This window comes from Butyricicoccus sp. AF18-9LB, from assembly GCF_027684505.1.
Taxonomy (GTDB): domain Bacteria; phylum Bacillota; class Clostridia; order Oscillospirales; family Butyricicoccaceae; genus Agathobaculum; species Agathobaculum butyriciproducens.
Genome location: NZ_JAQCWA010000002.1, coordinates 191,158 through 204,492 on the forward strand (window position 1 = coordinate 191,158; position 13,335 = coordinate 204,492).

The following is a 13,335-nucleotide window of genomic DNA, read 5'->3' on the forward strand; positions in this document are numbered from 1 at the left end:
AGAACAGAAGCCGCAGCTTTCATTCTCCACTCTCCATTATTCTTTCGGCTGATCGGAACCGCAGTGTGCACACTTGACAGCTTTGATCGGAATCTCGCTGCAGCAGAACGGGCAGACCTTGGTGGTCGGCTCTGCGGGTGCTTCCGGCTTTTTGCCGAGCGCGGTCAGCTTATTGACTGCCTTGAGCAGACAGAACAGCACGAACGCCATGATCAAAAAGTTGATGATCGAGGTGATGAATGCACCGTAGCGCAGCTCCACACCGCCAATCTTGAGCACGAACGCGCTCAGGTCGGTGCTCCCGGCCGCACCGAGGATCGGGTTAATGAGGTTATCGGTCAGTGAAGTCACGATGCTGGTGAACGCACCGCCGATGATAACACCGATTGCCATGTCCATCACGTTGCCGCGCAGCGCGAAGGCTTTGAATTCTTCGATAAACTTTTTCACTTTTACGTTCCCCTTTCTTATTTATACTATCAGTTTATACGTTTCCCTTAAATGGGTCAAGAAAAAGGAGTTTTTCACATGAAAGATACGCTTGTAATCGGCGGACACGAGTTCCAGTCCCGCTTTATCCTTGGTTCCGGCAAGTATTCGCTCGACCTGATCAACGCTGCTGTGCAGAACGCAGGCGCACAGATCATCACGCTGGCGCTGCGCCGCGCAAATGAGGGCGGCACGGCTAACATCCTCGACTATATTCCGGAAGGCGTAACGCTGCTGCCGAACACCTCGGGTGCCCGCAATGCCGACGAGGCAGTTCGCATTGCGCGTCTGTCGCGTGCGTGCGGCTGCGGCGATTTCGTCAAGATCGAAATCATGCGCGACAGCAAGTACCTGCTGCCGGACAATCAGGAGACTATCCGCGCGACCGAGATTCTCGCAAACGAAGGCTTTGTTGTCATGCCGTATATGTATCCCGATCTGAACGTTGCGCGTGATCTGGTCAACGCGGGCGCGGCCTCCATCATGCCGCTGGCGGCTCCCATCGGTACGAACAAGGGTCTTGCTACCCGCGAGTTCATCAAAATCCTGATCGACGAAATCGACCTGCCGATCATCGTAGACGCAGGCATCGGTCGTCCGTCGCAGGCTTGCGAGGCAATGGAAATGGGTGCGGCAGCCATCATGGCGAACACCGCGATTGCCACCGCAGGCGATATTCCGGCGATGGCTGAGGCGTTCAAGCAGGCGATTGAGGCAGGCCGCACGGCATACCTTGCCGGTCTGGGCCGTGTCCGTGAGACGGCTTCGGCATCCTCTCCGCTGACCGGTTTCCTGCAGGATTAAAGTTCTCGATTGAAACCACGCTTTCAATCGAAAAAGGATATGCCGGGCAAAGCCCGGACATATCCGGCAAGAAAATTTGCGCGTCGTTACACGGCACACAAATTTTCTTCCTTGTATAAAAACGCAGGTACACGCCCCGCGTTTTTATGAAAATTGCGCCGCAATTTTCGATTAAATGCGCGCTTTGCGCGAAAACAGAAAGGTATTTGTCATGGAAAACGAAAAAACGGAGATCATCTCCGCAAAATATATCACTGAACAAACCAATCACATGGAGTACCAGCCGGGTATGGACAACATCGGCTCCGAGGTGCAGGACGAGGTCATTTCCCGCATGAACGCCTATGACGCGGATGCCTATACGGCGGCTGACGTACTGCGTGCGCTTCGCAAGGACGTTCTCTCGCCGGAGGACTTCGGCGCGCTGCTGTCTCCCGCGGCGCTGCCGTTCCTTGAGCAGATGGCACAGCGCGCACAGGCGGAAACGCGCAAGCATTTCGGCAACTCAGTGCAGATGTTCACGCCGCTGTATATCGCCAATTACTGCGAAAATTACTGCATTTACTGCGGTTTCAACTGTCATAACAAGATTCGCCGTGCCAAGCTGGATATGGACGAGATCGAACAGGAGCTGAAGGCCATCGCGGAGACCGGTCTGCAGGAAATCCTCATTCTGACCGGTGAGAGCCGTGCCATGTCGCCGGTATCCTACATCGGTGAGGCCGTTAAGCTGGCGCGCAAGTATTTCCGTGTCATCGGCATCGAGATTTATCCGCTCAACGTGGATGAGTACGCTTATCTGCATGAGTGCGGTGTGGACTACGTTACCGTATTTCAGGAGACCTATGACGACCAGAAGTACAAAACCCTGCACCTCGGCGGTCACAAGCGCATTTTCCCGTACCGCCTGAACGCACAGGAGCGTGCCTTAATGGGCGGCATGCGCGGTGTCGGCTTTGCGGCGCTGCTCGGTCTGTCCGACTTCCGAAAGGACGCGTTTGCGACCGGTTTGCACGCGTATCTGCTGCAGCGCAAGTATCCGCACGCAGAGATCGCGTTCTCGTGTCCGCGCCTGCGCCCGATCATCAATAACGATAAGATCAATCCGAAGGACGTACACGAGCCGCAGCTGCTGCAGGTGGTCTGCGCCTACCGCATCTTCATGCCGTTCGCGTCCATCACTATCTCGACCCGCGAGCGGGCAGGCTTCCGCGATAACATCATCGGCATCGCCGCCACCAAGATTTCCGCCGGCGTAGACGTCGGTATTGGCGGTCACTCCGGCGAGGATAAGGGCGATGAGCAGTTCGAGATCTCGGACGGCCGCTCGGTCGATGAGGTGTATAACGCAATCGTAGAGCATAATCTGCAGCCTGTAATGGCAGATTATCTGTACGTTTAACGACTTCTAAGGGGGACTCTGTCCCCCTTAGATACCGAAAAAGTTCCATAGAAACTTTTTCGGATAACCCCCTCACCTTTGCACGGCAAAGGTGGTTCGGGACACGCGTCCCAAAGTATAGGGAACAAAGTCCGGCAAAGCTGGACTTTGTTGAAGTATTGTAACGGCGCATTGCGATGCGCCGAGGGGGACGGAGTCCCCCTTAGAACAAGGCTTGTCAGCCGCCGAAGTGCGGCAATCTGCTGAGGACAGAGCGCACCGCATGCCACTGCAGATTTATATGAAAACCGCACTCCGGAAGCAATATAAATTTTATTCCGAAGGAGTATCAGTAAGCCATGAGAGATTATGCAACGCAGATGGATGCCGCAAAGCGCGGTATCGTCACGCCGGAGATCGAAACGGTCGCCAAAAAGGAAAACCGTCCGGTCGAGTTCATCATGGAACGAGTCGCAAAGGGTACGATTGCGATTCCGGCGAACATCAATCACAAAAGCCTGTCCGCAGAGGCGGTCGGCGACGGCACCCGCGTAAAGATCAATGTCAATCTCGGCATTTCGGGTGACTGCAAGGACTACGAGATGGAGCTGCGCAAGGTGCGCATGGCCGTTGACATGGGGGCGGAGTCCATCATGGACCTGTCCAACTACGGCAAGACCAACACCTTCCGCAAGCAGCTGATCGACATGTCGCCGGCGATGATCGGCACCGTGCCGATGTACGACGCGATCGGGTATCTGGAAAAGGATCTGCTCGAGATCACCGCACAGGATTTCCTCAAGGTTGTTGAGGCGCACGCCAAGGAGGGTGTGGACTTCATGACCATTCATGCGGGTATCAATCGCCGTGCGGTCGAAGCCTTTATGCGTGAGGGCCGCAAAATGAATATCGTCTCCCGAGGCGGCTCGCTGCTGTTCGCGTGGATGAAGATGACCGGCAATGAGAATCCGTTCTTCGAGTATTACGACGAGGTGCTGGACATTCTCCGCCGCTACGACGTTACCATTTCGTTGGGTGACGCACTGCGTCCGGGCTGCATTGATGATGCGTCCGACGCGGGTCAGATCAGCGAGCTGATCGAGCTGGGCAATCTTGCACAGCGTGCGTGGGCGAAGGATGTGCAGGTTATGATCGAGGGCCCCGGCCATATGGCGATGAATGAGATCGCGGCCAATATGCAGATGGAAAAGCGCCTTTGCCATGGAGCGCCTTTCTATGTCCTCGGGCCGCTCGTCACCGATATTGCACCGGGTTACGACCATATCACCTCGGCCATCGGCGGCGCCATCGCCGCACAGGCCGGCGCGAACTTCCTGTGCTACGTTACACCGGCGGAGCACCTGCGCCTGCCGGATGAAAATGACGTGCGCGAGGGCATCGTTGCCAGCAAGATCGCGGCCCATGCCGCCGATATCGCACTCGGTCTGCCCGGTGCGCGTGACCGCGATAACGCAATGGCGGACGCGCGTCATAAGCTGGACTGGCCCGCGCAGTTCGCGCTGGCACTCGACCCGGAAAAGGCCGAGCGCTTCTATAATCAGGTTCCGCCGACCGAGCGTCATACTTGCTCGATGTGTGGTAAAATGTGCGCCGTGCGTACCACAAATATGATTCTTGAGGGCAAAGAAGTCAAATTCTGCTCGGAAAAGGGCGCATGCTGATGCTTCGGAATGAAAAAGAGCGGTCGGGAGACCGCTCTTTTTTGAAGCTGTCGAAAAACTAACGTTTTTCGAGCCGCCTCTCGATCAAAACCACGCTTTCGGTCGAATTCTGAAGAAAAATCGCGCCTTGCAGGCAGGATTCCGTTTGCTTCGCAAGTGTTCGATCTCGATTCGGCAATCAAACAAACAAAACCGGCACATAAGGAGAAAAAACTCTGTATGTGCCGGTTTTCGCTTGCAGCTAAGAAAAATACTGATGTCTCAGCTCCAGATTGTACGCAAGCAGCGTCCGCAGCCGCTTTTTGCCGCGGGAGCAGTGCCGCGATACCGCCGATGGACTGATCCCGAGCCGTTCGGCGCACTGCTTGCAGGATAATCCCTCCACCTCGATCATCCACAGCACCTCGTACTGCCGCGGTGTCAGCTGCTCGCGCATGGCCCGGAAGAAGGCCGTGCGGAATGCCTGCCGGAAGCCGCGGTCGTCCTCCGCGAGCAGACCGAGATACTGTCGGTAGGCCAGCCGTGTCGCTGTGTGCTCAGACAGCGCGACAGTCCGCATGCGCGTCACCTTCTTCACTGTGGTCGTGGTAGTGCTCCATCAGAAATACGGTCTGGCGGCTTTCGTTGATCAGCGTCTGCAGGAATTTCGCGCGCTGTTTGAGTCGGTAGCGCACCTCCGGCTGACGCGCACGCTTCTGCGCCGCCTGAAGCTGCTTGATACGCAGCTCCAGCAGAGCGACATTTACACGGTATTCCTGCGCCATCTCACATAATTTCATGGCGGCCCCTCCTTACGATATACGAACAAATGTTCGATTCTTTATGTCCCTTATAATACAACATAAAGTATGAGTTGTCAATGAAAAACTATATTTTGTGTTATATTCCCCAAATCTGCATCATACACTGTGGTAGAGAGGGAAGGAGGAGATACCATGCACAGACTGCTGCTGACCGGTGTCGGACTGGTGCTGGTGCTGTATTTGCTGCCGGTATTTTACCCATCGGAAACGGACAAGACGGAGCCGCAGGCACCCACAGAAAGCGTCACAGCGGCAGCAACAGACGGCTTAACCATCACGGTTCTGGTGAACGGCAAGGCGCAGGAAATGCCGCTGGAGACCTATGTGGAAGGCGTGACGGCGGCAGAGATTGCGGACGATTTTCCGGTTGAAGCCATCCGCGCACAGGCGGTCGCAGCGCGGACGTACGCAGTGTATAAGCAGTCGAGAGGACGGCCGGCAGAGCATCCGGATGCGGATGTCTGCGACGATTACAGCCATTGTGCGGCATATCAGCCGGACGCGGTCAAGACGTTCAGCACAGGCTATTCGCGGATACGCAAGGCCGTCAAGGACACGGCAGGGCAGATCCTGACCTGCGACGGTGCACCGATTGCGGCCGTGTTCCACTGCGTCAGCGGTCCGAAGACCGAGTCTGCCGCCGATGTCTGGGGCGAGGATATTCCGTATCTGCAGAGCGTGGTCAGTCCGGGCGGCACGCAGTACGCTGGATACGAGAGCGAGGTGACGCTAACGGCGGATGCGTTCCGCGAAAAGGTCGCGCAGACGCTGCCAAAAGCGGATGTGAGCGGTACGCCCGACCGCTGGTTTGCGTCCTCGGTGCGTTCGGCGGCTGGCGGTGTGAAAACCGTGAAGCTCGGCGGCGTGACCGTCGAGGGAACCGCAGTGCGGGCGCTGTTCGGACTGCAGTCCACGAATTTCACCATCACAACCACCGAGGACAGTATTACGTTTCACACCATCGGATACGGACACGGTGTTGGTCTGTCGCAGTACGGTGCGAAATATATGGCGGAGCAGGGATATGATTATACCGAAATACTTGCGCATTACTACCCGAATACAGAGTTGAGATTGGAGATTGGAGAGTGAGGAGAAGGGAAAATGGGAAGATTGCGAACTATGTTCGCATATAAAATGGAGCGCGCAGCGCGACAAAAAGTCAGGACATGTGCCTGACTTTTTTAACAAACAGAGAAATCCCCCGAAAACCAAGAAGTTTTCGGGGGATTTCTCTGCAATAGCCCTTACAGGCTTGCCTGGCAAGGGCGTTTCTCGATAGAAAGGACGGTTACGTCCTTTCTATCGAAGGCGAAGCCTTAGAAAGCAAAGTTGGTCTTAACTCTCCAGATATTCTGTGCATACTCAGCGATCGAGCGGTCCGCTGCAAAGCGGCCGGAGTTTGCAATGTTGATCAGAGCCATGCGGTTCCACTGATCCTGATCGCGGTAAGTCTGGCTTACGCGCTCCTGTGCTTCAGCGTAGGATGCGAAGTCCTTCAGGCTCATATAGCGGTCAGCCGGGCCGCCGTTGCCGCCGTGCAGCAGCAGGTTGGCAATATCGGTGTAGTCCACGCCGTCACCGAAGCCGTGGATCATCTGATCGAGCACACGGCGGATCACCGGATCGTTCTGGTAGATGACCATCGGCTCATAGCTGCCGGAAGCGGCCAGTGCCTCAGCCTCGGGCGTCTCCATGCCGAAGATGAAGATGTTCTCCTTGCCGACTGCCTCGCAAATCTCGACGTTTGCGCCGTCCATCGTGCCGATGGTCAGAGCACCGTTCATCATGAACTTCATGTTGCCGGTACCGGATGCTTCCTTGCCGGCGATGGAAATCTGCTCGGAAACCTCGGCAGCGGGCATGATGATCTCAGCCAGCGATACCTTGTAGTCCTCGAGGAATACGACCTTCAGCTTGTCGCGTACTGCCGGATCGTTGTCGATCATGCGGGAGATGGAGTTGATCAGCTGAATGGTCTTTTTCGCAACTGCATAGCCCGGTGCGGCCTTGGAGCCGAAAATGAAGGTGCGCGGAACGAAATCCATATCCGGATTGTCCTTCAGCTTGTGGTACAGGCTGATAATGTGCAGAATGTTCAGCATCTGGCGCTTGTACTCGTGCAGACGCTTAACCTGTACGTCGAAGATGGAGTCCATGTTGACTTCGATGCCGTTGTGCTCCTTGATATAGTCCGCCAGACGCTGCTTGTTGTGGCGCTTGATCTCGCCCAGCTTGTCGAGCAGCTCCTTGTCGTCCGCATAGTTGTTCAGAACCTGCAGTTCGGACGGATGGGTGCGGTAGCCGGTGCCGATCTTGCTCTCAATCAGCTCAGCCAGCTCCGGGTTGGCCTCACACAGCCAGCGGCGGTGTGCAATGCCGTTGGTGACGTTGCAGAACTTGGAGGAGTAGATCTTGTAGAAATCGGTGAATACACGCTCCTTGAGGATCTCGGAGTGCAGCGCGGATACGCCGTTGATGGAGAACGAGCCTGCGATAGCCAGATGCGCCATGCGGACGGTATCGTCGGCAACGATAGCCAGCTTGGAGATCTTCTGGAAGTCGTTCGGGAAGTAGTTCCACAGCTCCTTGCAGAAGCGTTCGTTGATTTCGTAGATGATCTGCATAACACGCGGCATCAGCTCCTGAACGAGCGATACCGGCCAGCACTCGAGGGCCTCAGGCATAACGGTGTGGTTGGTGTAAGCAACAGACTGGCTGGTGATGTTCCAGGCCTGCTCCCAGCTCATGTCGTTCTCGTCCATCAGGATGCGCATCAGCTCCGGAATAACCAGAGTCGGATGGGTATCGTTGATGTGCAGGACGTGCTTGTGCGCGAAGTTTTCGAGCGTACCGTACTTGGCCTTGTGCTTTGCGCAGATGTCCTGCAGGGTTGCGGAAACCAGGAAATACTGCTGCTTGAGACGCAGAGACTGACCCTCGCGGTGGTTATCCTCCGGATAGAGGACCATGGAGATGGTCTCCGCCAGCGCGTGCTTCTCCAGTGCCTTCAGATACTCACCGGAGGAGAACAGCTTCATGTCCAGTGCGATCGGGCTCTGTGCTTTCCACAGGCGCAGACGCGCGATGTTGTTGGTGCCGTAGCCGGAGATCGGCATATCATACGGAACTGCCAGAACCGGCGTGTAATCGTGGTAGTTGACAACCAGCTTGCCGTTATCGTCGAAGTAGGTGTCAACCGTGCCGCCGATTTTGACCTCGCGGGTCTCATCCATTGCCGGAATCTGCCAAACCTCGCCGGTAGACAGCCAGGAATCCGGCAGCTCGACCTGCTGGCCTTCTACGATCTTCTGCTTGAAGATGCCGTGCTCGTAGCGGATGGAGTAGCCGGTGCCGCGCACGCCGTCGGTCGCCATGCCGTCCATGTAGCAGGCAGCCAGACGGCCGAGGCCGCCGTTGCCCAGACCGGGATCGGCTTCTTCCTCGAAGATGTCTGCCATCTCGAAGCCCATATCCTTGAGGGCTGCGGTCAGTGCATCCAGCATACCGAGGTTGTAGGCGTTGTTGCGCAGGCTGCGGCCGACAAGAAATTCCATGCACAGATAATGCACCTGACGCTCTCCGTCGCGCTCTACCTCATTCTGGGTTTCGATCATGTGCTCTGTCAGTGCATCGCGCACTACGAGGGCACAAGCCTCGTATACCTGATCCTTGGTAGCGTCCTCTACCTCGCAGGCGAAATGTCGCTGCAGTTTACCTGCAATGGCTTCTTTCAAAGCGGTCTTTGTGTACTGGGTCTTTGGCATGGTCTTTCTTATCTCCTCACATAATTTTGGTAGGCAGTCCCACGCGGTTGCATCGGCGGTGCTTGTCGGAAATTTTGTGCCCTGATTTCGTTGCGGCTTTTTGCAATACACAAAGTATTGCTGCAAACCCGCGCCTCGTCAGGACGCAAAATTTGCTCGACAATCCCTCGCCGCTGAACCGCGCGGGACTGCCTTGGAGGTACTGCTGAGCGATGCGGCTGCCGCATTACTCGTCAGCACCTCTAAGGGTGCCGTAGATTTCAATGGGATGAAAATTACGGAATCACCGGTTACCGTCACCGTACTCCCTCAAATCGGGTGACGGGTCGGGCTGACAGGTCGGTTACTGACCCATCGCGGTCTTGTAAACCTCGATATATTTATCGGCAGAGCTGCCCCAGCTGAAGTCGCTCTGCATACCCTGCATAATCAGCTTGCTCCACGCAGGCTTGTTAAAGCGGAATACGCCGCAGGCCTCGCGGATAACGTGCAGCATGTCGTGCGCGTTGTAGCTTGCAAAGGTGAAGCCGTTGCCCGTGCCGGCGTAATCGACAAAGGCGTGAACGGTGTCCTTGAGGCCGCCGGTCTCGCGGACGATCGGAATAGTGCCGTAGCGCAGTGCGATCATCTGTGCCAGGCCGCACGGCTCAAACTTGGACGGCATCAGGAACATATCGGCGCCTGCATAAATGCGGTTTGCCAGATCGCCGGAGAACATGATGGACGCGGAAACCTTATCCGGCCAGCGGCGCTTGGCCTCGATGAACATCTGCTCATAGCGGTAGTCGCCGGTGCCGAGCACGATCAGACGAACATCATCCGCCAGAATATCCGGCAGGACTGCTTCGACGAGGTCAAGTCCCTTCTGGTCAACAAAGCGGGTAACGATGCCGATGACAGGCGTGTTTGCATCGCCCTCGAGGCCGCAGAGCTTGAGCAGTTCGGCCTTATTGACCTGCTTATCCTGCGGATTGTTCGGGCCGTATTTCTTGAAGATCTTGCTGTCGGTCTCCGGATTGAAGGCATCCATGTTGATGCCGTTCAGGATGCCGTGCAGCTTGTAGCTGTTCATGCGCAGCACGGAATCCAGACGGTAGCCGTAGTATTCGGTCTGAATTTCGTTGGCATAGGTCGGTGAAACCGTGGTGACAGCCGTGGAAGCTACAATAGCAGCCTTCATCAGGTTGACGTCGCCGTCCATCGCCATAAAGCCGGAGCGGAAGTGTGCATCGTCAATGCCGAGCACATACTCCAGGATCTCACGGCCGTAGCGGCCCTGATACTGGATGTTGTGGATGGTGAACACGGTCTTGATGTTCTCGTAGAACGGACGGGAAGCGAACATCAGGTTGTAGTAAACCGGAACGAGGGCGGTCTGCCAGTCGTTGCAGTTGATCACATCCGGCTTCCACTCCAGATCGGGCAGTACCTCGAGTACCGCCTTGGAGTAGTACGCGAAGCGCTCTGCGTCGTCGTACTCGCCGTAGATCTGGCCGCGTGCGAAGTAATACTCATTATCGATGAAATAATAGGTAACGCCGTCTGCCTCATAGCGGAAGATACCGCAGTACTGGTTGCGCCAGCCCAGACGGACGTAAGCGTTTTTGATGTAATAGAACTTTTCGCGCATACTCTGGTCGATCGCAGAATACAGCGGGCAGAATACACGCACGTCATGTCCCTTGGCAGCGAGTGCCTGCGGGAGCGAACCTGCTACATCGCCCAATCCGCCGGTTTTGATGAACGGAGCGCATTCGCTGGTAACATACATGATTTTCATAAAGCCGAGCCTCCCCAACAGAGAGTGCGGAAACAGCGCTGACCGTTTCCGCACCCGTTGTAATTTTATTATACTCGTTTCTGTCTGAATGTAATATAGCAATATTTCACGAACATTTGCGCTGCGGAAAATGCGTTTTTGCTGTGATAGAAACTTCTAAACAGAAGTTTATGCGGATTTAACAGAAAAGGATCAAACGGTTGCGTTTTTTGCGATGGTGATCGGATAATTTTCGTGTCCCATCATGGTGCGGCCATCACGGATAATAACATTGCGGTCGGTGATGACATGACGGAGCGAAGCCTCGGTCATAATGCGTCCGCCTTCCATGATGATGCAGTTATTGACCTCGGCGCCCTTTTCAATCACAACGTCGCGGAACAGAACGGAGTTCTTTACCTTGCCCTCGATGCGGCAGCCGTCGGCGATGAGGCAGTCCTCTACGTCGGCTTCATCGCCGTAGTAGGTCGGAGCCTCGTCCTTGATGCGGGTCAGGATCGGACGGGTGCGCTTGAATACCTCGTTGCGGACATCCTTGTCGAGCATGTCCATGTTGGAGCGGTAGTAGTCGAAGGTGTCCTCGACCTTGACGGCGTACTCGTTGAACAGGTAGCCGGCTACCGTGCCGTCCATCAGGGCACGGGTGAGGAACTCGCGCTCGAAGTGGATGCAGTTATGGGTTACGCAGTCGGACAGCATGTGGATAAGGTACTGGCGGCTCATGACGTAAATGCCGAGTGCCGCATGCTTGCACTTGCCCTCGTTGCAGTCTCCAACGCGGATGTCAACGGCTTCCTTCTTGCGGTTCAGCTCCACATAGGTGGTAAATGGGGAATCCTTCTGCTTCTTGGTGCATACCATGGTCAGGTCTGCGCCGGACTTGATGTGGCGGTCGATAACGTCGTCGAGCGGTACATTGGCAACAATGTCGCCGTCCGCTACGACTACATAGTCTGCACGGTTCTTCTGCAGGAAGTCAACCGCACCGGCCAGTGCGTCGATCTTGCCGCGGTACTCGCCGGTTACCAGCGGAGACGCCTTCTTGGAGTAGGAATACGGCGGCAGCATGGTTACGCCGCCGTTCTTACGGGAAAGATCCCAGTCCTTGGCGTTGCCGATGTGGTCGATAAGGGACTGGTACTTGTCCTTCATCAGTACGCCCACGCGGTAAATGCCGCTGTTTACCATATTGGAAAGCATAAAGTCGATAATGCGATACCGACCGCCCCACTGTACCGCACCGACCGTGCGGTGCTCGGTGATCTCACGGAGATCGCTGTCGGTATCAAATGCAATGATCATGCCTAAAACGCTGTTCATGTTTGTGCCGCCCCCTTACTTTACGTCCGGCAGATCCTTGTCTGCCATTTCCTTAGCGGCCAGCTTTGCGCCGCTGCCGATGCGAACGCCTTCGGCTACTACCGCAACGCCCCAGTTGTCTACGTCGCTGTCGGACGGGCTGCCGCCGACTTCCGCGCCCTTGGCGATAACGGCCTTTTCGGCTACGATGGAGTAGCGCACGGTCGCGCCTTCCTCAACCACAGCACCCGGCATCAGGATGGAATATTCCACCTTGGCACCCTTGCCAATCTTAACATCCGAGAACAGGACGGACTCGGAAACGTCGCCGTAGATCTCACAGCCCTCGGAGAGCAGGGTATGGGTAACCTTAGCCTGCTTGGAGGTGAAATGCGGAGGCGAACCGGTGGTGCGGCCGTAGATCTTCCAGCTGTCATCGGAAAGCTGCAGGCCGGAGTTCGGAGAGAGCAGATCCATGTTTGCTTCCCACAGGCTCTCGATGGTGCCTACGTCCTTCCAGTAGCCCTTGAAGCGGTAGGAAACCAGCTTTTCGCCGTTATTCAGCATCGCCGGAATGATGTCCTTGCCGAAGTCGTTGGAGGACTGTTCGTTGGCCTCATCATTGATGAGGTATTCCTTCAGCTTCTTCCAGGTGAAGATGTAGATGCCCATGGAAGCCAGCGTGGACTTCGGCTCCTTCGGCTTCTCCTCGAATTCGTAGATGGTGCCGTCCGGCTTGCAGTTCATGATGCCGAAACGGGAAGCCTCGGAAAGCGGAACGTCCAGCACCGCGATGGTCGCGTCAGCGCCGGTCTCCTTGTGCTGCTGGAGCATCTTGTTGTAGTCCATCTTGTAGATGTGGTCGCCCGAGAGAATGAGGACGTACTCGGGATCGTAATCCTCCAGGAACTGAATGTTCTGGTAGATGGCGTTTGCGGTGCCCTTGTACCACTCGGTCTTTTTGCTCTCGTACGGCGGCAGAACATAGACGCCGCCGCGCAGGCGGTCGAGGTCCCACGTCTGGCCGGAACCAATGTAAGCGTTGAGCACATGCGGCTCGTACTGGGTCAGCACGCCGACAGTATCAATGCCGGAGTTGACGCAGTTGGAAAGCGGGAAGTCGATAATACGGTACTTACCGCCGAACGGTACGGCAGGCTTAGCGACCTTTTTGGTCAGCACATACAAACGGCTGCCGCGGCCACCTGCGAGCAGCATGGCTACGCATTCTTTTTTCCGATACATGTAAATTCTCCTTTTCACAGTTTGCATCGCTGCAATCTATACGCCGTCTGGCGTATCCCCTCTGTGTATCTCTTTTGCAGCAAAC

Annotated in this window: 11 protein-coding genes; 4 read left to right on the top strand and 7 right to left on the bottom strand. The window is 55.9% G+C overall.

What is annotated here, in order from left to right:
• Positions 1-36 precede the first annotated feature (36 nt).
• Positions 37-450, bottom strand: a complete 414-nt coding sequence (gene mscL, locus PGY33_RS02830) for a large conductance mechanosensitive channel protein MscL (protein WP_270477249.1) — start codon at positions 448-450, stop codon at positions 37-39.
• A 78-nt stretch (positions 451-528) separates the two neighbouring features.
• On the opposite strand from mscL, the gene PGY33_RS02835 reads away from it, so the two are divergent.
• The 3 genes from PGY33_RS02835 to thiC all read left to right on the top strand — a co-directional run bounded on the left by PGY33_RS02835 (position 529) and on the right by thiC (position 4,356).
• Positions 529-1,293, top strand: a complete 765-nt coding sequence (locus PGY33_RS02835; RefSeq protein ID WP_116704713.1) for a thiazole synthase — start codon at positions 529-531, stop codon at positions 1,291-1,293.
• 211 nt (positions 1,294-1,504) lie between these two features.
• Complete coding sequence (thiH, locus tag PGY33_RS02840) at positions 1,505-2,695, top strand: 2-iminoacetate synthase ThiH (protein ID WP_442865558.1); 1,191 nt, start codon at positions 1,505-1,507, stop codon at positions 2,693-2,695.
• 338 nt (positions 2,696-3,033) lie between these two features.
• Positions 3,034-4,356, top strand: coding sequence for a phosphomethylpyrimidine synthase ThiC (gene thiC / locus PGY33_RS02845; RefSeq protein ID WP_270477251.1), 1,323 nt, complete (start codon positions 3,034-3,036; stop codon positions 4,354-4,356).
• 241 nt (positions 4,357-4,597) lie between these two features.
• Here the strand turns inward: thiC and PGY33_RS02850 are convergent, their stop codons facing one another.
• Positions 4,598-4,915, bottom strand: a complete 318-nt coding sequence (locus PGY33_RS02850) for an RNA polymerase sigma factor (RefSeq protein WP_110435333.1) — start codon at positions 4,913-4,915, stop codon at positions 4,598-4,600.
• On the bottom strand, positions 4,893-5,135 hold the full coding sequence (locus PGY33_RS02855) for a hypothetical protein (RefSeq protein ID WP_116704711.1): 243 nt from the start codon (positions 5,133-5,135) through the stop codon (positions 4,893-4,895). The genes PGY33_RS02850 and PGY33_RS02855 overlap by 23 nt, the downstream gene beginning before the upstream one ends.
• A 156-nt stretch (positions 5,136-5,291) precedes the next feature.
• Here PGY33_RS02855 and spoIID point away from each other — a divergent pair, with 156 nt between their 5' ends.
• Complete coding sequence (gene spoIID / locus PGY33_RS02860; RefSeq protein WP_270477254.1) at positions 5,292-6,251, top strand: stage II sporulation protein D; 960 nt, start codon at positions 5,292-5,294, stop codon at positions 6,249-6,251.
• A 227-nt stretch (positions 6,252-6,478) separates the two neighbouring features.
• Here spoIID and PGY33_RS02865 read toward each other — a convergent pair whose 3' ends face one another.
• The 4 genes from PGY33_RS02865 to PGY33_RS02880 form a co-directional block, all read right to left on the bottom strand.
• Entirely contained in the window at positions 6,479-8,926 is a 2,448-nt protein-coding gene (locus PGY33_RS02865; protein ID WP_270477256.1) for a glycogen/starch/alpha-glucan phosphorylase, read from the bottom strand.
• A 343-nt stretch (positions 8,927-9,269) separates the two neighbouring features.
• Positions 9,270-10,706 (bottom strand): glycogen synthase GlgA, encoded by a 1,437-nt coding sequence (gene glgA, locus PGY33_RS02870; protein WP_118478118.1) that lies wholly within the window; start codon positions 10,704-10,706, stop codon positions 9,270-9,272.
• Positions 10,707-10,898: 192 nt separating this feature from the next.
• Positions 10,899-12,026, bottom strand: coding sequence for a glucose-1-phosphate adenylyltransferase subunit GlgD (gene glgD / locus PGY33_RS02875; protein ID WP_118478120.1), 1,128 nt, complete (start codon positions 12,024-12,026; stop codon positions 10,899-10,901).
• Between the two features lie 15 nt (positions 12,027-12,041).
• Complete coding sequence (locus PGY33_RS02880) at positions 12,042-13,250, bottom strand: glucose-1-phosphate adenylyltransferase (protein ID WP_118478122.1); 1,209 nt, start codon at positions 13,248-13,250, stop codon at positions 12,042-12,044.
• Positions 13,251-13,335: the final 85 nt, after the last annotated feature.